Here is a 24743-nt window from a genome sequence, read left to right on the forward strand (position 1 = left end):
GCTCGACCCGCGTGGCAGCGGGGAACGGCAGCGTCACATTGATTGGCGTCGCATTCGTGCGCTTTGCAACTCTGGCGAACTGTTAATAGCCGTTCGCGATCCCTATTTCGCCGCCAAGCATTGGTCGCATTCTTCGCGCAATGCGTTTAATGGCTGAAATTCCGGCGCAAAAGATATCCTCAACGCTCGCATTTTGCGTGCGCGACATACCTGAAGTTATAACCCGGCCTCTAAATCGTCATCAAAGATGGCAAAAAGCTGACTGTCACTGGCAGTCTCTAGGTCTTCAGCCGCGTAACGGTCGAAAAAGTCGTCATCAGCCGGGTCGTTCGAGGCTGGACTCGTCTGGTCGTTGACGAGGGTCTGCAGCCGCCGCAAGACAGCCGCCTTCTCGTCACCGCTCCAGCCGGGCTGGCTGAGCAGAGTCTGCAACTCTCCGGTGACGTCGTTGAAGCGAGCCGTCAGGTCCGGGCGATCGCTGCCAACAGGCGTTTCGGCCAGTGCGGAGTCGAGGTGCTCCGCCAGCGCCGCAGGAGTGGCGTGATCAAAGATCAGCGTCGGCGACAGCGTCAGCCCAGTCGCACCCTTGAGTCGGTTGCGGAGTTCGACAGCGGTCAGCGAGTCAAAGCCGAGTTCCTGAAACTCGCGTTGCGGATCGACTTCGCCCGAATGCCCCAGCACGGCAGCCGCGTTGCTGCAGACCAACTCAACGATCTCTTGGCGTCGTTGTTCGGCCGACAGCCCAGCCAGTCGCGCCAGCAGGCCCGTCGCGGACGCCGTGGTTGTGTCGGTCAAGGCGACGACGCGCCTGCCAGTGCGCGCCGCCAGCCTGCTGAGCAGTGGCGGCAGCATGTCACTGTGCGCGGCCAGCGTTTTCCGGTCGAGGCGAGTGGCCACGACAACGGGTCGATCGGTAAGCATGGCGGCGTCGAACATCTCCAGCGCCTGCCGCGCAGATATCGGGGCCAACCCGACGTTGCTGAGCCGTGCCTTGTCCCGCTCCCCCATGTGTCGAGTCATCGCCGACTCTTGTTCCCACAGTCCCCAGGCCAACGACAAACCCGGCAAGCCCACGCTCCTGCGCTTCGTCGCCAGAGCGTCGAGAAAGCTGTTCGCGGCCGCGTAATTTCCCTGTCCTGGGGCGCCGACGATGCCGGCCATAGACGAAAACAGCACGAACGCAGACAAATTCAGATTCTGGGTGAGTTCGTGCAGGTTCCACGCGGCATCCACCTTTGCGCGCAGCACGGAATCGATGCGTTCGGCTGTCAAGGACGCGATGACCGCATCGTCGAGCACCCCGGCGGCGTGAATGACGCCGGTCAACGGGTGCTGTGCAGGCACTTCAGACAGCAACTTGGCCAGCGCCACGCGATCGGCCGCGTCGCAAGCGACGACGTTTACGGCCGCCCCGGCAAGCTCCAACTCGGCGACCAACTCACTGACACCTTCGGCAGCCAAGCCACGCCGGCTTGCCAGCACCAGGCGACGCACCCCGTACCGATCCACAAGGTGACGAGCCAGTAAGCCGCCCGCCATGCCGGTGCCGCCGGTGATCAACACCGTGCCCGCGGCCAATCCGACGCCGGGGGCGTCCGGCACGGTCAACACCACTTTGCCGACATGGCGAGCCTGGCTCACAAACCGGTAAGCCTCAGCGGCACAACGGATATCCCAACTCTTGGTCGGCAGCCGCTGCAGCACACCGGCATCGAACAACGACATCAGATCGGCCAGCATCCGCGAGATGAGCTCGGGACCGGCTTCCATCAGATCGAATGCGCGGTACCCGACGCCGGGATGTGCTTCCAAAATGCGTTGCGCATCGCGGATGTCGGTCTTGCCCATCTCGAGGAATCGGCCGCCGCGCGGCAGTAACCGCAAGGAAGCGTCATTGAACTCACCCGCCAGTGAGTTGAGCACGACGTCGACGCCGGCCCCATCGGTGGCCAGCCGGAACGTGTCTTCGAACGCCAAGGAACGAGAGTCGGCGATGTGGGTGTCATCAAAACCCAACGCGTGCAATGTGTCCCACTTGCCGCGGCTAGCGGTGGCGAACACTTCCAGGCCCCAGTGCCGAGCCAGCTGCACCGCAGCCATCCCCACTCCCCCGGCAGCCGCGTGCACGAGCAGCTTCTGGCCCGCCTTCACCTCGGCCAACACCGACAGCGCGTAATAGGCGGTCAAGAACACCACCGGCACGCCCGCGGCCTCCGCCAGCGGCCAGCCCTGCGGCACCCGCGTGACCAGTCGCTCATCCACCACAGCTTCGGAGCCCGCGACTCCAAAGATGCCCAACACAGCGTCCCCGACAGCGAGGCCACTGACCCCCGGCCCGACCTCGGTCACGACGCCGGCTCCCTCAGCACCAAGCTCCGCTGCGCCCGGATACATTCCCAACGCCACCAACACATCCCGGAAGTTCACGCCGGCCGCTGCCACTGCTACCCGCACCTGCCCGGCACCAAGATCCATGCGCGGCAACGACTTCAGTGCCAGATCGCCCAGCGTTCCGCCACCCCCCGCACTAAGCCGCCACGGCCCGTCCGGTACGCGCAGCACTGCCTGCTGGTTGATCGGCAGCAATCGGCCACCGTACGCCACCCCCACCCGTATAACCAATTGCGTTTCACCACAACCGATCACATCGTCGGTATCGAGTGATCCATCAGAGTCGACTAGCAGCACCCGACCCGGATGCTCCGCCTGTGCCGCGCGCACCAACCCCCACACGGCCGCACCCGCCAAGTCCGGAAGATCGTCGTCGGGCAGGCCGACGGCCCCTCGGGTCAGCACCACCAGAACCCCGGGCCGGTCGCCGCTCAACCAAGGCTGCAAGACGCCCAGCGCCGCGTGTACTGATTCCGCCGTGCCGCCGCCGGCCGGCGACTCCCACACCACCACCTCGACGTCGCTAATATCGCTGGGCCGCAGCGAGACCGGCGTCCACACCAGCTCCATAAGGCCGTCGCCGAGCGCGGTCGGGGTGGCTGCGATCGCCAACTGTTCGGCCGACACCGGACGCAGCACCAACTCCGCTACCGACAACACCGGCAGCCCGGACCCATCAGCAATATCGACCGAAATTGCTCCCGATCCGGTCGCCGCTAACCGAACCCGAACCCGGGACGCACCAGCCGCGTGCAACGAAATGCCCTGCCACGAGAAGGGCAGCACCGTCGAGTCTTGATCGTCGACGATGCCCAACCCGTGCAGCGCCGCATCCAAGATCGCCGGATGGATGCCGAAACCACTGGTCGATTCACCTTCAGACAGGACTACCTCAGCAAACGCCTCAGTTCCCCTGCGCCACAACGCTTGCAGCCCGCGGAACACCGGCCCGTAGTCGTAGCCGCGCTCGGCCAATCGCTCGTAGGCACCCGACACATTCACCGCGATAGCCCCCACCGGAGGCCACACCGACAAGTCTGCAGCAGGCTCAACCGATCCGATAGCCAGCACACCCTGTGCATGCAACACCCATACCGAATCCTGTTCCTCAGCACGGGAATAGATCAGCAACGATGCCTGCGAGTCTCTGGTGTCGTCGACGACGACCTGCAGTTGCACACCGCCCGTCGGGGGCAACACCAGCGGAGCCGACAGCGTCAACTCCTCGACCGTCGAGCAACCGACTTCATCGCCGGCCCGCACCGCGAGTTCGACGAATCCCGCCCCCGGAAATATCACCGTCCCACCCACTGCGTGGTCGGCAAGCCACGGCTGATCGGCAACCGACAGTCGTCCGGTCAGCACGACTCCGCCCGAGTCCGGCCGCTCGACGACGGCGGCCAACAGCGGATGCGCAGCCCCCACCAGACCAGCGCCGGCAACGTCACTGCGACCGGGTTCCACCAACCAATATCGTTTGTGCACAAAGGCATAGGTTGGTAGGTCTACCCGGCGCCCGCCCCAACCGGCATACACATCACCCCACTGCACACCCACGCCAGCGACGAACAGACGCCCCAGCGCAGTCAGTACCGAGTCCGTCTCAGGCCGGCGCTTGCCCAATACCATCACCGAACGTTCCTGGCTTACCGTCAAACCTGCCGTTGGGCCGACCTCGATAAAGGTTGCGGGGCCTAATGATTCGACGGCTCTGACACCGTCGGCAAAGCGAACCGGCTGGCGCACGTGCTTTACCCAATAGTCGGGCGACCCATATCCCGGCCCGGCCAACTCACCAGAAACGTTGGACATCAGAGCAATTTGCGGCGACGCGGGAGATATCTCGGCCAGTGTGGCGGCGAACTCCCCGAGCATCGGCTCCATCAGGACCGAATGGAATGCGTGTGACACCTCCAACCGATGCGTCCGCACTCCCTGCTGCGCCAATCGGTCCGCCACGGCGTCCACCAAAGCTTCAGACCCAGAGATCACCACCGATTCCGGCCCATTGACCGCAGCGATATCCACGCCCGCTTCCAGCACGGATGTCACGTCGACCTCACTGGCAGCCACCGCGACCATCGCGCCGCCGGCCGGGAGCGCCGCCATCATCCGGGCCCGTGCCGACACCAGCTTTGCGGCATCGGACAACGTCAACACCCCGGCCACGCACGCTGCGCTGATCTCCCCGACAGAATGACCCATCACCACGTCGGGCAGCACACCGCAGGACTGCAACAACGCCGCCAGCGCGATCTCGACGGCGAACAGGCCCGGTTGGGCAAACTCGGTGCTTTCCAACAACTTCGGATCGGCACCCCACACAACGTCGCGGAGCGGAATCCGCAGGTGCGGGTCGAGCGCTTCGGCAACCTCGTCGAACGCTGCGGCGAAAGCCGGGAATCGCCCATACAGCTCGCGCCCCATCGAAAGTCGCTGCGAGCCTTGGCCGGGGAAGACGAACACAATCTTGCCGACCACCCCTGCCCGCCCCACCAGCACACCGGCATCTGGCTCGCCGGAGGCCAGTCCAGCCAAACCTTCACGGTGATCCCCCACCAGCACGGCCCGATGTTCAAATACCGCCCGCGTAACAGCCAGGGAGAAGCCCACATCCAGCGGACTCGAACCGGGCTCAGAGTTCAACAGCCGCTCGGCCTGCCTGCGCAGCGCCTCGGGCGATCGTGCCGACAGCACCCAGGCCACCGGAAGATCTCCACTGACTGCCACGGTCTCTTCCACCGCGGCGGGAGCCTGTTCCACGATGACGTGTGCGTTGGTTCCGCTGATGCCGAACGATGACACCCCCGCCCGCCGCGGCCGGTCCGGCGACGGCCACGTCCGCTGTTCGGACAACACGGAAACAGCACCTACCGACCAATCCACATGCGGCGTAGGAACATCCACGTGCAGCGTCTTGGGCAGCACCTCATGCCGCATCGCCTGCACCATCTTGATCACCCCGGCCACACCCGCAGCCGCCGAGGTGTGACCGATATTGGATTTGATCGAACCCAGCCACAGCGGCCGATCATCCGGGCGCTCCTGGCCATACGTCGCCAACAGCGCCTGCGCCTCGATGGGATCGCCCAGCGTCGTCCCGGTCCCATGACCCTCAACCACATCGACGTCCGCCGTGGACAGATCCGCGCTGGCCAGTGCCGCCCGGATCACCCGTTGCTGCGCCGGCCCGTTCGGCGCGGTCAGCCCGTTGGAAGCACCATCCTGATTCACCGCGGAGCCCCGCAGTAGCGCCAGCACCGGATGTCCCAATCGCTGAGCGTCGGCCAGTCGCTCCAGCACCAGCACGCCGGCACCTTCAGACCAGGCGGTCCCGTCAGCGGCACCGGCGTAGACCTTGCAGCGACCGTCCGGCGCCAGCGCCCGCTGCCGGCTGAATTCAACGAATGCGCCGATGGTCGCCATCACCGTCACACCACCGGCCAAGGCCAGATCGGTTTCACCCGAGCGCAGTGAGTGCGCCGCCAGGTGCATCGCCACCAACGACGAGGAGCACGCGGTGTCCACCGACACCGCGGGGCCTTCCAGACCCAAGACGTAGGAGACCCGCCCCGAGGCGACGCTGAGGGTGGAACCGGTGAGTCCGTAGCCCTCGAGGTCGCCTGTCACCTCGCCTCCGTAGCCGGCGTGGATGACGCCGGTGAAGACGCCCGCCGCCGAACCTCGCAGGCCGTGCGGGTCAATTCCGGCCCGCTCCAACGCTTCCCACGACACTTCCAGCATCATTCGCTGCTGCGGATCCATCGCCAGGGCTTCGCTGGGGCCGACGCCGAAGAATCCGGCATCGAAATCGCCGGCATTCGCCAAGAACGAGCCCTGGCGCACGTACATCTTGCCCCTGGCGTCCGGGTCCGGATCATACAACCCCGCCACATCCCAGCCGCGATCCGCGGGGAATTCCGACACCGCGTCGCGTCCGTCAACGACCATCTGCCACAGGCTTTCCGGTGAATCAACACCACCGGGATAGCGGCAGGCCATACCCACGATCGCCACAGGCTCGGAAAGCCTGCCCTCCACTTCTGCGAGACGACGCCGGGTGCGGCGCAGGTCCGCCGTCAGGCGCTTGAGGTAGTCGACATGCTTGGAGGTGTCCGCCACTGAACTGCCCTACGAGCCGAGTTCTTCGTCGAGCATTGCGAACAGTTCGCTTTCGCTCGCCGAGTAGATGTCGTCATCGTCACCCGTATGGGCAACAGGCGTCACCAGGGCTCGGATGCGGCTGGCGAGATGCGACTTTTCCTCCGGATTCCAATCGGATTCGCCCAGCAGGGTTTCCAGTTCACGAGTGATGTCGTTGAAGCGCTCCATCCGGTCAGGTTGGTTGACGACGGCGGTGGTGGCGAGTTGGGCGTCCAGGTGTTCGCCAAGCGCGGTAGGGGTTGGGTAGTCGAAGATCAGCGTGGGCGAAAGGGTCAGTCCCGTAGCGGTTCTGAGCCGATTACGCAATTCCACCGCCGTCAGTGAGTCGAACCCGAAGTCCTGGAACGTGCGGTTGGCGGTGATGTCGGCGCTATTGGATCGACCCAACACCGTTGCCGCATTGCTGCAGACCAACTCCACCAGCACGCGCAGTCGGTGCTCGGCGGTCAGCCCGTGCAAGCGGGTCGCGACGCCCGAAACCGACGCCGAATCCGCGACGTCGACGACGCGTCGGTTGCGGCGCGCGGCAACCTGACCCAATATCCGCGGCAGCGTTTCCGCCGTCTCGAGTGCGGCACGGTCGCGGCGCGCGGCCACCACGAGCCCACGATCGGCGAGCATGGCGGCGTCGAACAAATCCATGGCCTGCGCGGTCGGCATGGGTGCGAGTCCGAATCGGCTCATCCGGTTCTTGTCTCGTTCCGCCAGATGTTGGGTCATTGCGCTGGGCTGCTCCCACAGACCCCACGCGATCGACAGTCCCGGCAGGTCGCGGGCACGCCGATAGGACGCCAGTCCGTCGAGGTAGCTGTTGGCCGCCGCGTAGTTGCCCTGCCCGGGGGTGCCGACGATGCCGGCCATCGACGAAAACGTCACGAAAGCTGACAGATTCATGCCTTGGGTCAGTTCGTGCAGATTCCACGCGCCATCGACCTTCGCGCTCAAAACGGTATCCATACGATCCGGAGTCAGCGACGCGATCAGCCCGTCGTCGAGCAACCCGGCGGCATGGAGTATCCCCCGCAACGGGTATCGGTCCGGCAGATCAGCGATCAACGCCGTCGCAGCATCGCGATCGGCAACATCGCAGGACCGCACTGTCACCTCGGCCCCGGCATCTCGCAAGTCGGCCGCCAATTCAGCGACGCCGGCGGCGTGCTCACCACTGCGACTGGCCAGCACCACATGGGCTGCCCCGTAGCGCGCTACCAAATGACGAGCCAGCGCTCCGCCCGCCATGCCGGTACCACCGGTGATCAGCACAGTGGAGTTCGCGAACAGGCCGCCGGGCAGCGACAGCACTACCTTGCCGATATGACGGGCCTGACTGACGAACCGGTATGCCGCCGAAGCACTACGCACGTCAAACGCCTTGACCGGCAATGGCTTCAACGTTCCTGAATCAAAGAGCGGTGTCAGCTCGCCGAACATCTGCGCGGTCAGTTCGGCACCCGCCTCGATGAGATCAAAGGCCCGGTACTCGACTCCCGGATGATTCTCGGCCACGACCGCCGGATCGCGAAGATCGGTTTTGCCCATCTCAATGAAGCGACCGCCTCGGCTCAAGAGCCGCAGCGACCCGTCCACGAAATCACCGGCCAGCGAGTTGAGCACCACATCGACCCCGTGGCCCGCGGTGGTCGACAGGAACTTCTGCTCAAAATCCAATGTCCGCGAGTCACCGATATGCGAATCATCAAATCCCATTGCTCGCAACGTATCCCACTTGCCGCGACTCGCCGTCGCGAAGACCTCCAACCCCCAGTGCCGCGCCAACGCCACCGCCGCCATCCCGACCCCGCCCGTGGCGGCGTGAATCAGGACCTTCTCGCCGGTCTTGACGCCCGCCAGCGTGGACAGGCCGTAGACCGCGGTCAAGAACACCGCCGACACACCCGCGGCCTGCAGCAGCGACCATCCCGTTGGCACCGCGGCGACCAACCGCGCATCCACCACCGCTTCCGACCCCACCACCCCAAACAAACCCATCACCTGGTCGCCCACCGTCAGGCCGGCCACACCGGGCCCGACCTCGACAACCACCCCGGCACCTTCAACACCCAGTTCGCCGCCGCCGGGATACATACCCAACGCCACCAACACATCCCGGAAGTTGACGCCCACCGCAGCCACCGCCACCCGCACCTGTCCCGCTGCCACTTGCGTGCGCGGGCAGGACTGCACCGTCAGATCCTCTAGCGTTCCGGCGCCACCGGCGGCCAGCCGCCAATTCCCAGTGGGCAACTCCAGCGGCGGTCCACCGGTCGCCGTCAGTCGGGCGGCATAAGCAGATCCCGTGCGAGTAACCAATTGCGGCTCATCACAACCGATTACCGTGCCGATATCGACTGATCCGTCGGAGTCGACCAACACAATTCGACCCGGATGTTCGGCCTGCGCCGAACGCACCAAGCCCCACACCGCCGCACCTGCCAGGTCGACTACTTCGTCATCAGCCAATCCGACGGCGCCGCGTGTCCGCACCACCAGCACCCCCGAGGTGTCGTCGGCCAACCACGCCTGCAACGACGCCAACACCTGATGGGTGGCGGCATAGACCGACCCCACATCCGTTCCGCCGGCATCGATCTCACACAGCACAAAGTCATCACCGGCGACGGAATCAACCGGCAGCCAGGTCACCTCTAGCAGTCCGTCACTTGGCGAGGTCTGCGGCTGCGCCAATGTCTCCGCCGAAACCGGACGCACAGCGAGTTCGCGTACCGACAGCACCGGCAAACCGGTCGTGTCGGCGAGTTCGATCGAGACGGCCTCTACTCCTACCGGCGCTATTCGCACTCGGGCCCGCGATGCCCCCGCGGCATGCAAACACACGCCCTGCCAGGAGAAGGGCAGCATCGTCTGGGCCTGCTCACCAACCACTCCCATGCCATGCAGGGCCGCATCCAACAACACCGGGTGGATGCCGAAACCGCTCGACGTCGCGTCCTCGGGCACGACGACTTCGGCGAAAACCTCATCGCCGCGTCGCCATATCGCTGATAAGCCCCGAAACGCCGGTCCGTACTCATAGCCGCGATAGGCCAAGTCCTCGTAAGCGCCGGAAATGTCCACGGCCACCGCCCCGGCAGGAGGCCATACCGTCAACGCGACGGGCTCCACCGAACCGGCAGCCAAGACACCCGACGCATGCAACGTCCAGCCTGAGACCCCGACGGCACCGGCGGAATACACCGACACCGCATGCCGGTCCGATTCGTCGGCCGCACTCACGACTGCCTGAATCCGCAGCTGACCCGCAGTCGGCAGCACCAACGGCGCCGACAACGTCAGCTCCTCTACCACCGAACAACCCACCTCGTCGCCTGCGCGGAGCGCCAATTCCACAAACGCGGCCCCGGGCAGCAGCACTACCCCGGCCACCGCGTGATCTGCCAACCACGGTTGGGTTGCGGTCGACAGAACGCCGGTCAACACCACCCCACCCGAGTCGGGCCGCTCCACCACTGCTCCCAGGAGCGGATGCTGCGCTCCTGCTATACCCAGACCGCCTACCTCCGCGCCGGCCGGCTCGGTGGGCAGCCAAAACCGGCGCCGCTGAAAGGCATAGGTGGGCAGATCGACGCGATGTCCGCCGTCGCACGCCGCCCGCCAGTCGACCCGCAGACCCGCCACACAGCCCTGGCCCACCGAAAGCCAGAACCTGTCCAGCCCGCCATCGTCGCGACCCAGCGACGGAAGTGCGATGGCGTCGTTGGCCTTTCGGTCGGCCAGGGTCTCCTCGATGCCGGGGATCAACACCGGATGCGGACTCGATTCGATGAACACCTGATATCCGGATTCGGATGCGCTGCGCACTGCCCGGTCGAATTGCACTGTCTGACGGACACTCTGGTACCAGTAGTCGGGAGTCAAGGCGGTGGTGTCGAGCCTCTCGCCGGTGACCGTCGAGAAGAACGCCACCGAAGAGGAACGGGCGGTGATGCCGGCCAGCGCCTGTATGAGAGGTTCGCGTAGCGAATCGATCTGCGCGGAGTGCGAGGCATAGTCCACATCGATCCGGCGGGCACGCACGATGTCTGACTCGCAACGCTGCATCAGTTCGTCGAGAGCGTCTACCTGGCCGGTGACCACAACCGATGAAACACCATTGACTGCAGCGATATTCAGGCGGTCGCCGAATTCCACCAACAACTCTGAGGCCCGCTGCAGACCACACGACAGCGAGACCATGCCGCCGGCGCCCGACAGTTGCACCAGCAGTTGGCTACGCAACGCCACTACCCGAGCGGCATCCTCCAGCGACAACGCCCCCGCCACATACGCGGCCGCTATCTCACCCTGCGAATGTCCGATCACTGCGTCGGGCACCACGCCCACCGAGCGCCATAGCTCGGCAAGTGACACCATCACCGCCCACAAGGCCGGCTGGACCACGTCTACTCGGTCCAGCCCCGGGGCGCCGTCCAAACCTCTGATCACGTCGTTCAGCGACCACGGCACGTGCTCACTGAGCGCCTTCTCACATCGGCGCAATTGATCGGCGAAAACCGTTGAAGTATCCAGTAGTTCAGCGCACATCCCTGGCCATTGCGAGCCCTGGCCGGGGAACACGAATACCGTTCTTCCCACCGTCCCGGCGCGTCCGGCCACCACGTTGGCGCCGGGTGCCCCGTCCGCCACGGAGGCCAATCCGTCCAGCAGCTGCGCACGATCCCGGCCGACGACGACGGCCCGATGATCGAACAGAGAGCGTGTCGTCACCAAAGACCAAGCCACGTCCACCGCATTTAGACCGTCGATGTGGGACAACAAACGTCGCGCTTGTGCCGCCAGTGCGGCCGGAGAACGGGCCGACAACACCCACGGCACCGGCATGGCGCTATCACGTTCTGCCGCAACATGTTCCGTTGCGACAGGACCCTGCTCGACGATGACGTGCGCGTTGGTCCCACTGATCCCGAATGACGACACCCCGGCCCGACGGGGCCGATCCCGCGCCGGCCAGGATCGAGAGTCGGTGAGTAACGACACCGCACCGGCGGACCAATTCACATGCGGCGTAGGCATATCCACGTGCAACGTCTTGGGCATCACCCTGTGGCGCATCGCCATCGCCATCTTCATCACGCCGGCCATGCCCGCCGCGGCCGACGTGTGCCCCATGTTGGACTTGATCGACCCCAGCCACAACGGCTGATCCGCGGAGCGGTTCTGCCCGTAGGTGGCTAACAACGCCTGCGCCTCAATTGGATCCCCCAGCGTGGTTCCGGTGCCGTGGCCCTCCACCAAATCCACGTCGCCAGAACCCAATCGGGCATTGGCCAGTGCCGCGCGAATGACCCGCTGCTGCGCCGGTCCGTTTGGTGTCGCCAGGCCGTTCGAGGCACCGTCCTGATTGACCGCCGACCCACGGACCAGCGCAAGCACCGGATGTCCCAACCGTCGCGCGTCGGCCAGGCGCTCCACCACCAGCACACCGACACCCTCCGAAAAGCCTGTCCCGTCAGCGGCGCCCGCATACGCCTTGCACCGACCGTCAGCGGACAACGCCCGCTGACGGCTGAACTCGATGAACATCGCCGGTGTCGCCATCACGGTCACACCGCCGGCCAGGGCCAGATCACACTCCCCCGCGCGCAGCGATCGGGCCGCCAAGTGCAGCGCCACCAGCGACGACGAACACGCCGTATCCACCGACACCGCAGGGCCTTCGAGTCCCAACACGTAGGCGACCCGACCCGACGCCACGCTCAACGTGGAACCGCGTAATCCGTATCGCTCCAGATCGCCTGGCACGCGGCCCTGACCGCCGTACGAGCCATGAAACACGCCGGCGAAGACGCCCGTCGTCGATCCGCGCAGCGTCAGTGGGTCAATTCCGGCCCGCTCCAACGCTTCCCACGACACCTCCAGCAACAGCCGCTGTTGTGGGTCCATCGCCAGCACCTCGCTGGGCGCGATCCCGAAGAACTCGGCATCGAAATCGCCTGCACCCGAAAGGAACCCACCCGCGCGGGCATACGACTTTCCGATCGCATCAGGATCCGGATCGAACAGATCCGTCAGATCCCAGCCCCGGTCGGTCGGAAAGTCTGACACGACATCGCGGCCTTCGGCCACCATGTCCCACAGGCCCTCTGGGGAATCCACTCCGCCCGGATACCGGCAGGCCATGCCTACCAACGCGATCGGCTCGTTCGCCGCGGCGAGCAAGTCGCGGTTCTCCCGCTTGAGCCGCTCGGTTTCCTTCAAGGATTGGCGCAGGGCCGCAATCAACTCGTCTTGAGTGTTACTCATCCGATCCGGCCGTCTAGGCGGTGGGGACGCGCATCAGTGCCAACGCAGCAACACGAGTTCCGAACAGAATCCAGGACCCATCGCAAGCATCAACCCGGGACTGCCGCTGGGTGGCCGTTTGCCGATGGTGTCACGCAGCACGTGCAGCACCGACGCCGACGAGAGATTCCCGATATCGCCGAGCGAGCGCCAGGTCAGCTCGAGCGCTTCGGGCGGCAGATCCAGCGTCTCGTTGATCGCCTCGATGATCTTGGGCCCGCCAGGGTGGCTGACCCACGCGCCGATATCCGTGGTGGTCAGGTCGTGTGCGGCCAGGAAGGAGGTGACGTCTGTGCCGATGTTTTCCTTGACGACAACTGCCAGGTCTTTGGACAGCACGAGCTCGAAGCCTGCGGTGCCGACGTCATATCCCATGGTGCGCAGCGAGTCCGGATATTGGTGGCTACGGGAGTCCAGAATGGTTGGCCCGCTGGCCCCGACCTGCTCGGCGCGGTTCTCGCCCACGGCCACCACCGCCGCGGCGCCGTCGCCAAACAACGCACTACCGACCAGGCCGGCCACCGAAGGCTTGTAGCCCGGGTAGGTCAGTGAGCAGAGCTCGACAGAGATCAGGGCGGCCACGCCATCCGGGTCACCGCGCAGGTAGTCGTTCAGGCGGCCCACGCCCGCGGCCCCGGCGACACATCCGAGGCCGAACATCGGTACCCGCCGCACGTCAGGACGTAATCCGAGCCGGCCGGCGATCCGCGCGTCCAGCGACGGGACGGCCAGACCGGTCACCGTCGTCGTGATGAGCGCATCGAGGTCCTGCGGCTGCAGTCCGGCCTCCTCCAAGGCACCGAGCAGGGCCTCGCAGCCCAGATCCACCGCCTTATCGATGAAAATCCGGTTGGCCAGGCCGAAGTCATTCAGCTTCGGATACTTGTCGATCGGTATGACCAGGTGCCGGTAGTTGACTTTGGCGCTGGCGTGCAGCTGTCGAACGATGTCCTCGTAGCCCTCGAACTCCGGGATGCTGACGAAAAAGTCGGTGAGTTCCCGCTGCGAATATCGGTAGGGAGGCAGGGCACCAAAAACACCTGCGATGACGCTCATAGGTCTCACCCCTCTGATACGAGCACCGAGGAAACTTCGTTCAACAGACCCGCTAAACAGGGTCCTGTAAACGAAGTTTAGTTGACCTTATCTACGTCCGGCAAAGGAACGGCGCCGTCTTCACAGTTGCCGGCGCAGCCTGCCCGCGGTATCGCGCACGGCGGCGAGTTGCTCGGCAACCCGACTGGGCGCGGTGCCGCCGCGGGCATCCCGCGAGGACACCGAACCTTCGATGGTCAACACGTCGCGGACCCGCGAGGTGAGCTCGGGGTTGATGGCGGCCAGTTCGTCATCGGTCAGCTCTTCGAGCCCGACGCCGCGCTGCTCGGCCGCACGCACCGCTTCGCCGGCCGCCTCATGCGCCGAACGAAACGGAACACCCTGTCGCACAAGCCATTCTGCGACATCAGTGGCCAGTGTGTAACCGGCCGGCGCCAGCTCCGCCATCCGCTCGACGTGAAAAGTCAGGCTGCCCACCAGCCCGGCCATCGCCGGCAGCAGCAGCTCCAACTGAGCCACCGAGTCGAACAGCGGTTCCTTGTCCTCCTGCAGGTCGCGGTTGTAGGCCAGCGGCTGGGCTTTCAGCGTGGCCAACAGACCGGCCAGGTTGCCGATCAACCGGCCCGACTTGCCGCGGGCCAGTTCGGCGATGTCCGGGTTCTTTTTCTGCGGCATGATCGAGCTACCGGTGGACCACGAGTCGTGCAGACTCACGTAGCCGAATTCCGTCGAACTCCAAATGATGATGTCCTCGGCCAGCCGGGACAGGTCCACGCCGATCATGGCCAGCACGAAAGCCGCCTCGGCGGCGAAGTCCCGCGACGCGGTCGCGTCGACGGAGTTGTCAGCCGCCGCCGAAAAGCCCAGGTCTGCGGCGATCGCATCGGGATCCAACCCGAGCGATGAACCGGCCAGCGCACCCGAGCCGTAGGGCGATATCGCGGCGCGCTTGTCGAAGTCGACGATCCGGTCGACGTCGCGCAGCAAAGGCTGGGCATGGGCCAGCAGATGGTGGGCCAGCAAAATCGGCTGCGCCGACTGCAGGTGGGTCTTGCCCGGCATGATCGCGGTCGGGTGAGCGGCGGCCTGATCGCCGAGCGCGGCGACGACCTCGAGTACACCGTCGGCGACCCGGCGCACCCCGTCGCGCAGCCACATCCGGAACAGGGTGGCGACCTGGTCGTTACGGGACCGGCCAGCCCGCAGCCGTCCGCCGAGGTCCGGTCCAACCCGGTCGATCAGGCCACGTTCCAGCGCGGCGTGTACGTCCTCGTCGGTGACCAGCGGACCGAAGCTACCGTCTGCGAGATCCTCGCCCAGGCTGTCCAGTCCGACCAGCAGGCCGTCACGCTGTTCTTCGGTGAGCAGCCCGGCTCGGTAGAGCACCACGGTGTGGGCGCGCGACGCGGTGATGTCGTAGGGCGCAAGTGCCCAGTCGAAGTGGGTGGACTTGCTCAGCGCGGCCAACGCGTCCGACGGACCGCCGGCGAACCGGCCGCCCCACAGCGACCCCTGGTTGGTGCTCACGCCTCGGTGGCCAGGTCCCGGCGGGCCGAGAGCTTGGACGACAGTCCGTGCACATAGACGAAACCCTTGGACATCGACTGGTCGAACGTGTCGCCCTCGTCGTAGGTCGCCAGGTTGAAGTCATACAGCGACTCGGCACTGCGACGGCCGTTAACGGCGATGTGGCCGCCGTGGAGGACCAAACGGACCTCGCCGGTGACGTGCTCCTGGGTTTTGGCCACAAAACTCTCCAACGCGATCTTGAGCGGCGAATACCACAGGCCGTCGTAGACCAGCTCGGCCCAGCGCTGGTCGGTGGTGCGCTTGAACCGGCCCAGCTCGCGCTCCAACGTCACATGCTCGAGTTCGGCGTGCGCGGTGATGAGCACCATCGCACCGGGCGCCTCGTAGATCTCGCGGCTCTTGATGCCCACCAGACGGTCCTCGACGACGTCCAGGCGGCCTACCCCTTGCGCACCGGCCCGGCGGTTGAGAGCCTCGATGGCCGCCAGCACGGTCACCCGCTTGCCGTCGATGGACACCGGCACGCCCTTTTCGAATCCGACGATCACCTCGTCGGGGGTGTTCCAGTTGACGGTGGGATCTTCGGTGTAGTCGTAGACGTCCTTGGTCGGCGCGTTCCACAGGTGCTCGAGGAACCCGGTTTCCACGGCACGGCCCCAGACGTTCTGGTCGATGGAGAAGGGCGAGCGCTTTGTGACGTTGATCGGGATCGCGTTCTCCTCGGCGAAGGCGATCGCCTTTTCCCGCGTCCACGCATAGTCGCGGACCGGGGCCAGCACCTCGAGGTCGGGAGCCAGCGAAGCGAACCCCACCTCGAAGCGGACCTGGTCGTTGCCCTTTCCGGTGCAGCCGTGCGCGACGATGCCGCCGCCGTGCTCACGTGCCGCCTCGACCAGATGCTTGACGATCAGCGGCCGGCTGATCGCCGATACCAACGGATAGCGGTCCATGTACAGGGCGTTGTTGAGGATGGTGGGCAGGCAGTACCCCTCGGCGAACTCGTCGCGGGCATCGACGACGACGGCCTCGACCGCACCGCAGTCCAGCGCCCGCTGACGCACGACCTCCATGTCCTCGCCGCCCTGACCGAGGTCGATCGCCACCGCGACGACCTCGCGGCCGGTCTCCTTGCCTATCCAGCTGATGGCCACCGAGGTGTCCAGACCGCCGGAATACGCGAGGATGACGCGCTCTGACATGAAGGGTTCTCCTTGTTGATTCGGCAGGGTCTCAGGCAAGAATCTGCAGCAGTTTATTTGAGGTCGTCTAGTGCGGTTACCAGCTCGGCGCCGGTCATCGGTTCGCGGGCGGCCACGAACAAGGTGTCGTCGCCGGCGATGGTGCCGACGACGTACGGTAACGCCGCGCGGTCGATCGCGCTGGCGAGGTAGTGCGCCCCGCCGGGTGGCGTGCGCAGCACCGCGAGGTTCGCGCTGGCATCGCTGGATACCAGCAGCTCACCGAGCAGTCGCGACAGCCGTCCGGTGCCACCGGAAACGCCGCGCACCGGGCTGCCGTCCTCCGGGACGACGTACACCCCGACGCCGCCGTCAGCACCGCGCAATTTGACGGCCCCCAGCTCTTCGAGATCGCGCGACAGGGTGGCCTGGGTGGCGTCGATACCTTCGGCGGCCAGCAGCGCCGCCAGCTCGCTCTGGCTGCGGACGTCCGCTGTGGACAGGATGGCGACGATGCGCGCCTGTCGACCCACACGATTGGCCGCGACTTCAGGCGCCTTGTTGCCGCTCGTCATCGGGATCGCTCCAAGAGCCACACCAACAGCGCCTTCTGCGCATGCAGTCGGTTCTCGGCTTCGTCCCACACCGCGCTGGCCGGGCCGTCCATCACTTCGTCGGTGATCTCGTCACCGCGATGCGCCGGCAGGCAGTGCAGCACCACGGCGTCGTCCTTCGCCAGGTTCACCAGGCGCTGGTTGATCTGGAAGGGCCGGAAGGGCTTGACCCGGTCCAGTCCGTCATCTTCCTGTCCCATCGACGTCCACGTGTCGGTCACCAGTACGTCGGCGTCCACTGCTGCGGCGTCTGCGTCGGTGGTGACGATCACCGAGCCGCCCGTCTCCCCGGCCCGGCGCTCGGCCGCAGCCAGCACCGCCGGATCGGGTACGAAACCGTCCGGCGCCGCGACGCTGACGTGCATGCCGGCCGTGACGCCGCCGAGCATCAGCGAATGGGCCATGTTGTTGGCGCCGTCGCCGAAGTAGGACATTCTCAGGCCCCGAAGCGCACCCTTGCGTTCGGCGATCGTCTGCAGATCGGCCAACACCTGGCAGGGATGGAACTCGTCGGAAAGGGCGTTGACGACGGGCACGGAAGCGGTGGAGGCCATGGCCTCGAGCCGCTCCTGCCCGAAGGTGCGCCACACGATCGCATCCACGAAGCGGGACAACACCTTTGCGGTGTCCCCCAGGGTCTCGTCGCGGCCGAGTTGCGTGCTGCGGCTGTCGACGACGACCGCATGCCCGCCCAGTTGCGCGACTCCGACCTCGAAGGAAAACCGGGTTCGGGTGGAGTTTTTGTCGAAGATGACCGCGACACCGCGCGGGCCCTGCAGCGGCCGACGGCTGAACGGGTCCTTCTTCAGTTCGGCGGCCAGTTGGAGGACCTCGGCCTGCTCATGCGGAGTGAGGTCGTCGTCGCGCAGGAAATGCCTAACCACTGGCTGCTCCTGCCGTGTCGAGGATGCCCGGCAGAGCGGCGACGAAGCCGTCGAGTTGGGGCTCGGAGATGATGAGCGGCGGTGCCAACCGAATGACGTTGGGCGCGGCCGCATTTACCAGGTAACCCGCCTCGCGTGCGGCCGCCTCGGCGTTCTTGGCGTGGGGCGCGTTGAGCACGATGCCCTGCAGCAGCCCTCTGCCGCGGACCCGCTCGACCAGCGGATGGCCCAGTGACTCGATGCCGTGACTCAACGACTTGCCTTTGCTCTCGGCGCCGCGCACCAGGTCGTCGTCGGCAAGCACCTTCAGGACCGCCAGTGCTGCCGCCGTGCAGACGGGGTTGCCGCCGAAGGTGCTGCCGTGCAGACCCGGGGTCAGCAAGTCCGCCGCCGGCCCGATGGCCAGACATGCCCCGATCGGCAGGCCACCGCCCAGCCCTTTGGCCAGGGTCACCACGTCCGGCGTGATGCCGTCATGCTGGTGGGCGTAAAACGCTCCGGTGCGGCCTATTCCGGTTTGAACCTCGTCGAGCACCAGTAATGCACCGTGGCGCGCAGTGATCTCCCGGGCCGCCACCAAGTAGCCTTCCGGCGGGACGACGACGCCGCTCTCCCCCATGATCGGCTCGAGAAACACCGCGGCCGTGTCGTCGTCAACCGCAGCGGCCAACGCGTCGGCGTCGCCGTAGGGGACATGGGTGACGTAGCCCGGCAGCGGTTCGAACGGTGCCTGCTTGGCCGGCTGGCCGGTGAGCGCGAGCGCGCCCATTGTGCGGCCGTGAAAAGCCTCCTGTGCGGCAACGACTTTGGTGCGTCCGGTGAGCCGGGACATTTTGAACGCGACCTCGTTAGACTCGGTCCCGGAGTTGCAGAAGAACACCCGCGCCTGCGTTTCAGCCCCGAGCAAAGCGGTCAATCCCTCAGCGAGGGCGATGCCTGGTTCGGTCGCGTAGAGGTTGGAGGTGTGCCCCAGAGTCGACATCTGCTGGATGACCGCGTCGATGACGGCGGGGTGCCGGTGGCCAAGAACGTTGACCGCGATACCGCCGAGCAGGTCGACGTACGTCTTGCCGTCCACGTCGGTGACTACGGCGCCATCGCCGCTGGCCAGGGCCACCGCCGGGGTACCGTAGTTGTTCATCATCACTGACTGCCAACGCTGTTGCACTGCTTCGGTATTGGTCATACTTTTCACCACCTGCGCCGCTCCTCCTCATCGCTATGCTCTGCATCGTCGCGGACGCGCACCACCTTCGTCCCGGTTCCCGCGTCGGTGAACAACTCGACCAGCACGCAGTGTTCCACGCGCCCATCGATGACGTGGGCGCTCGGCACGCCGGCCGTAACGGCGCGTAGACAGGCTTCGACTTTCGGAATCATGCCGGCCTCCAGCGTGGGGAGCAGTTGCGCCAGCGTGGCTGTATCGATCTCGCTGACCAGCGAGGTACGATCCGGCCAACTGGTGTACAGGCCTTCGACGTCGGTGAGCATCAGCAGCTTCTCCGCGCCCAATGCCTCGGCCAGAGCCGCGGCGGCGGTGTCAGCGTTGATGTTGTGCACCACTCCATCGACGTCCGGAGCCAGTGTCGATACCACCGGGATCCGATGCGCGGCAATAAGATCCAGCACCGCGGCAGTATTGACCAGCTCAACGTCACCGACCAGTCCGATATCGGTATCCACGCCGTCGACGGTGACGCTGCGCCGCACGGCGGTGAACAACTGTGCGTCCTCGCCAGTGATGCCGACGGCATACGGACCGTGCGCGTTGATCAGCCCGACCAACTCGCGGCCGACCTGCCCGAACAACACCATCCGCGCCACGTCGAGCACCTCCGGCGTGGTGACCCGGAATCCGCCCTTGAAGTCGCCTTCGATGCCGAGCCGCCGCAGCATGGCGGTGATCTGCGGTCCACCACCATGCACGACAACGGGATGCACCCCGCAGTTACGCAGGAACGCCATGTCGGCGGCGAACGCTTGCCGCAGGGCGTCATCGATCATCGCGTTGCCGCCGTATTTGATGACGACGATCTTGCCGTTCAACTGCTTGAGCCACGGCAGCGCCTCGGCGAGCACTTGCGCTTTGACCTGGGTCGGTAATGCGTCGGTTTCCTTGCTCACGAGCTGTAGGCCGAGTTCTCTTCGACGTAAGCGTGTGAGAGGTCGGTAGTCCGGATCGCCGCCTCGCCTTCGCCGATCGCCAGGTCGACGACGATGCCGATGTCGGCCCCCGAAAGGTCCACTTCCCGCGCGCCAGGAGCACCGGCTCCATCTCGGTAGACCACAGAACCGTTGAAGGACACGGTGATCAGGTTCGGGTCCAGGTCGACCGGGGCCATCCCGACGGCGGCGAGCACCCGTCCCCAGTTGGGGTCAGACCCGAACACGGCCGTCTTGACCAGGCTGTCCCGGGCGATCACCCGTGCGGCCGTCAGCGCCTCGTCTTCGGTGGCGGCCCCCGTCACCGTCACAGTGACGCGTTTGGTGACCCCCTCGGCGTCGGCCTGCAACTGAGCGCACAGATCGTCACAGACCTGCAGCACCGCGTCGTCCAGATCGGCCTGGGTGGGGGCGATTTCGCTGGCTCCCGACGCAAGGAGCAACACGGTGTCGTTGGTGGAACAACTGCCGTCGATGTCGAGCCTGTCGAAGGTGCGCGCGGTGGCACGGCGCAGCGACTGCTCCAGAGCCGCCGCATCCGCGACGACATCGGTGGTGATCACGCACAACATGGTGGCCAGTGATGGTGCAAGCATGCCGGCACCCTTGGCCATCCCGCCGACAGTCCAGTTGTTGTGGTGGTGCAACGCAACCTGTTTAGGGACAGTGTCGGTGGTCATGATGGCGCGGGCAGCATCGTCACCGCCGGTCAACCCACCGTGCATCTCGTGCACAATCTCGCTCACCCCGGCGAGCACCTTGTCCATCGGCAGTCGATCACCGATCAGGCCGGTGGAGCAGACGGCGACCTCGACCGCTCCTGTCTCAGTGCCCCAATCCGACAACGCCGCGGCGACCGCCTCGGCGGTGGCATGCGTGTCTTGAAAGCCCCCCGGACCCGTACAGGCGTTGGCCCCACCGGAATTGAGAATGACCGCACGCAGCTGTCCGGTTGTCAGCACCTGCTGCGTCCATAACACCGGTGCTGCCTTGACTTTATTGCGGGTCAACACCCCCGCTGCCGCGTAGTCGGGCCCCTCGTTGAAAACCAACGCCAAGTCGGCCGCACCCGAAGCCTTTATTCCGGCAGCGATACCGGCAGCCCGGAAGCCCGCCGGTGCAGTGACGCCTTGCGCGCGCAACAGCCTTGTCCCATTTGCGATTTCGGTCACGGTGCGACTCCAACCACTGAAAGTCCGTCGGTCTCTGGCCAGCCCATAGCCAGGTTCATCGACTGCACCGCGGCGCCCCCCGTGCCTTTGACCAGGTTGTCGATCGCGGCGATCGCCACGAATGTTGCAGCGTCTTCATCCACGGCGACGGCGATGTGCGCGGCGTTGCTGCCGATGACAGAACCCGTGCGCGGTAGCTGCCCTTCGGGCATCAGATAGACGAAAGGCTCACCATCGTAAGCCTTCTCGTAGGCGGCTCGCAGCTGCGAGAGTGGCGCGCGGGTGCGCGCAGTGCACGTCGCGAGGATTCCCCGAGAAGTAGGGATCAACACCGGCGTGAAGGACACGGTTATGTCACGATCGGTGACGGCACGCAAGCCTTGCGTGATCTCGGGAGTGTGTCGGTGCAGTCCACCGATGTTGTACGCCCGTGCCGATCCGATGACCTCGGACCCGAGTAGATCGGTCTTGGCAGCGCGGCCGGCCCCGGACGTGCCGCTCACGGCGACGACGGTCACGTTCGGGTCAATTAGCTTCTCCGCCATAGCTGGTAGCAATGCCAGCAGCGCCGCCGTGGGATAACAGCCGGGTACCGCGATGCGGCGCGCACCTCGTAGCCGCTCCCTTGCGCCTGGTAATTCAGGCAATCCGTACGGCCAACTGCCGGCGTGCGGGGATCCGTAAAAGCGCTCCCACGCCGTCGGATCGGTCAGTCGAAAGTCCGCACCACAGTCGATGATCAGGACGTCAGGGCCGAGTTGTTCAGCTAACGCCGCTGAATGTCCATGCGGCAGAGCGAGAAACACGACGTCGTGGTCAGCGAGAACGGCAAGTTCGGTGGGTTCGACGACGCGCTGCGCCAGCGGAATCAGATGCGGGTGGTGCTCTCCCAGCGTGCTGCCAGCACTCGACGCTGCCGTCAAGGCGCCAATCGTTAAGCGGCCGCTGAGGTAAGCCGGATGAGCCAGCAGCAGGCGCAAAATCTCGCCACCCGCGTAACCGGTGGCACCCGCAACTGCCACCCTCTGTACATCGACCATTGCGCGATTCTGCATGCTTATGCAGCCGATTGCAAATTCATTCCGGCGAATTTCACGGCCGCTAGTGTGACCTGCCACACACTTGCCGGGATTGTCGACGCAGTAACGTCAAAAGCCTTTGGGGTCAAGCCAACACGCTGATGCGGCGCTCTGTTTATGTCAAGGTAGTTGACGCCGGGAGCAGTTGCTCTCGCGCACAGGTGATTTCGACCGCGCGATCAGGGATTTGTAACTCCGCACCTTGCCAGATATGGGTTTTCAAAATTATTGACTGAAAGTGTTTAGGCATCTGCGTGCGCGGGGACCTAACTGACACGTGTTGTATGGCGACGGTCGGGCGTCGTCGGTCGCAGTTTCTGGGTCATCTTGGGTCACTTTGGGGGATCGCCATGTCGTCTGCATTTGTCGTACCAGAATTCGTTGAGGCCGCAGCTGAGCAGCTGGCTGGTATCCGCTCTTCATTGGTTGAAGTTGGTAGTGCCGCAGCGGTATCCACAACTGAGCTTGCGCCCGCGGCCGCCGACGAAGTGTCTACGGCGATCGCGCGGATGTTCGGCACTCTGGGCGAGGACTACCAGGCTGTCAGCGCGCGGGCCACGGCATACCACCAGGAGTTCGTCTCCTTGCTTTCCCGCAGCGCGACCGAATATGCCAGCGCGGAAGCAGTGAATGTGTCTGTGCTGCTTGATTTCGGCGGACTCACCGCCGCGCTGCGCAATGGCTTCGCCAACTTGGCCACCCAGGTGAACGCTGCCCTTGGCACCAGCGTCGGAGTCGGTGGCTTCGGTGGCCAGATCGGCGGGAACATCAGCGGAGGCTTCGACGCCACGACGGCGATCCGCGCATTGAACGTGCTGCCGAACCTTGGTGCCGGCCTCGCCCTACAAACCGGTGGTGCGGTCACCTCGGGTCTGGGAAGAGGACTGGTCCAGACCGGACAAGCAATCATGAATGCCGGTTATGCGCTTGAGAACGCCGGAGCGGTGATGGCGGGCACCGGTGCTGAGCTGAGCACGGGAGCCAACGCCGCGCTTTCCGCATTCCTACGTGCCGGGTTGGGCGCGAACCTCAGCGCGAACCTCATGGGTGGTCTCGACCTCAACTTTGGCGGACTCACCGAACTGTCGCAGACCGGCGGCATCCTGCTTGGCAAGTTCTATGGCGCTCTCAACGGCTTGGCCGGCAACTTCTCGGCTGCGTTACCCGCTCTGAGCGCCCAACTCAACGTCGTCCTCAACGGTGGCCTGCCCGCCCTCCAGCTCGGTCTAGGTGGACTGATCGATGTCGGTCAGCACGTCGCCGCGAACTTGGGTGGAACGCTTCCCGCACTGGCTGCCCAACTGAACGCAGCCTTCGGCGGTGGTTTGCCGCCTCTTGAATTCGGCCTCAGCGGCGTGGGCGGGCTGCTCGGCCTGGGGCAGAACCTCGCCACTAACCTCAACGCCGCGTTGAGCGGGGGGCTGAGTGCGAACCTCGCCGGTCTGACCGCCGCACTCAACGGCGCCTTCAGCGGCGGATCGCCGGCCTTCTCCGTCGCGCTCAACAACCTGCTCCAGACCGGGGCCGGCCTTGCCGGACACTTCGGTGGCTTCCTTCCCGCTCTCGCGGCTCAGTTAAACGGCGGCCTCGGTACCGGCTTGGCCGGCCTCAATGAAGCCCTCAACGCAGCCTTCACCGCCAGCCTCAGCGGTGCTCCGGCCTTCCAGGGCGCATTGAACGCGCTGCTCGGCGCTGGCCAGAGTCTGGCTGCCAACTTGAGCGCAACCTTCCCCGCGCTTTCCGCTTCGCTGTCCGGCGCCCTCTCCGGGGGCTTCGGCGGTAGCCTGGCCGGCCTGACCGCGGCACTCAACGGCGCCTTCACGGGAGGTCTCAGCGGACTTTCCGCCGCACTGAACGCCGCTCTCGGTGGTGGATTGCCAGCCTTCGCGGCCACTCTTAATGGGATTCTCGCAACCGGAGCAAACCTGGCCGGTGGCTTCGGGAGTCTGCAAGCACTTGGCACTCAGTTGGCTGGCGGATTCGGCACCGGCTTGGCCAACCTCAACGCCGCACTGAACGCCACGCTGGCGGCCGCCTTGACCGGGGCTCCGGTATTCCAGGGCACGCTGGCGGGGCTGCTCAGCTTGGGCCAAAACTTCGGTGCTGTCCTCGGTGGTGGGCTGCCCGCGTTCAATCTGAGCCTGGGTGCGATCAACGGCGCGTTCCAGTCCGCGCTCAATGCTGCGCTGTCGGGCAGCCTGCCCGCGTTCAA

At 65.5% G+C, this 24743-nt stretch carries 12 protein-coding genes; 1 reads left to right on the forward strand and 11 read right to left on the reverse strand.

Going from position 1 to position 24743, the window contains the following annotated elements; translation table 11 throughout:
• Positions 1-216 precede the first annotated feature (216 nt).
• The 11 genes from ACZY1I_RS21985 to argC all read right to left on the reverse strand — a co-directional run bounded on the left by ACZY1I_RS21985 (position 217) and on the right by argC (position 22507).
• A complete protein-coding gene (locus tag ACZY1I_RS21985) occupies positions 217-6513 on the reverse strand; it encodes an SDR family NAD(P)-dependent oxidoreductase (protein ID WP_463757096.1) in 6297 nt (2098 codons plus the stop codon).
• A gap of 9 nt (positions 6514-6522) precedes the next feature.
• Positions 6523-12816 (reverse strand): SDR family NAD(P)-dependent oxidoreductase, encoded by a 6294-nt coding sequence (locus tag ACZY1I_RS21990; RefSeq protein ID WP_463757099.1) that lies wholly within the window; start codon positions 12814-12816, stop codon positions 6523-6525.
• Positions 12817-12849: 33 nt separating this feature from the next.
• Entirely contained in the window at positions 12850-13911 is a 1062-nt protein-coding gene (locus ACZY1I_RS21995; protein ID WP_463757101.1) for a type III polyketide synthase, read from the reverse strand.
• 120 nt (positions 13912-14031) lie between these two features.
• Positions 14032-15438 carry an argininosuccinate lyase gene (gene argH / locus ACZY1I_RS22000; RefSeq protein ID WP_463757104.1) on the reverse strand — a complete coding sequence of 469 codons (1407 nt, stop codon included), beginning with the start codon at positions 15436-15438 and terminating at the stop codon, positions 14032-14034.
• Complete coding sequence (locus ACZY1I_RS22005) at positions 15435-16640, reverse strand: argininosuccinate synthase (RefSeq protein ID WP_463757107.1); 1206 nt, start codon at positions 16638-16640, stop codon at positions 15435-15437. The genes argH and ACZY1I_RS22005 overlap by 4 nt, the downstream gene beginning before the upstream one ends.
• Before the next feature lie 53 nt (positions 16641-16693).
• Positions 16694-17194 (reverse strand): arginine repressor, encoded by a 501-nt coding sequence (locus tag ACZY1I_RS22010; RefSeq protein ID WP_463757109.1) that lies wholly within the window; start codon positions 17192-17194, stop codon positions 16694-16696.
• Positions 17191-18117, reverse strand: a complete 927-nt coding sequence (gene argF / locus ACZY1I_RS22015; RefSeq protein WP_463757111.1) for an ornithine carbamoyltransferase — start codon at positions 18115-18117, stop codon at positions 17191-17193. Before argF ends, ACZY1I_RS22010 begins: the two co-directional genes overlap by 4 nt.
• On the reverse strand, positions 18110-19303 hold the full coding sequence (locus ACZY1I_RS22020; protein ID WP_463757113.1) for an acetylornithine transaminase: 1194 nt from the start codon (positions 19301-19303) through the stop codon (positions 18110-18112). Before ACZY1I_RS22020 ends, argF begins: the two co-directional genes overlap by 8 nt.
• Before the next feature lie 5 nt (positions 19304-19308).
• A complete protein-coding gene (argB, locus tag ACZY1I_RS22025; RefSeq protein WP_463757115.1) occupies positions 19309-20241 on the reverse strand; it encodes an acetylglutamate kinase in 933 nt (310 codons plus the stop codon).
• A complete protein-coding gene (gene argJ / locus ACZY1I_RS22030) occupies positions 20238-21452 on the reverse strand; it encodes a bifunctional glutamate N-acetyltransferase/amino-acid acetyltransferase ArgJ (protein WP_463757117.1) in 1215 nt (404 codons plus the stop codon). Before argJ ends, argB begins: the two co-directional genes overlap by 4 nt.
• Positions 21449-22507, reverse strand: coding sequence for an N-acetyl-gamma-glutamyl-phosphate reductase (argC, locus tag ACZY1I_RS22035; protein ID WP_463757120.1), 1059 nt, complete (start codon positions 22505-22507; stop codon positions 21449-21451). Before argC ends, argJ begins: the two co-directional genes overlap by 4 nt.
• 374 nt (positions 22508-22881) lie before the next feature.
• Here argC and ACZY1I_RS22040 point away from each other — a divergent pair.
• On the forward strand, positions 22882-24743 hold a 1862-nt coding region (locus ACZY1I_RS22040), incomplete at its 3' end, for a PE family protein (RefSeq protein ID WP_463757123.1).

The sequence above is a fragment of the Mycobacterium sp. IDUB_37 genome (assembly GCF_055419245.1).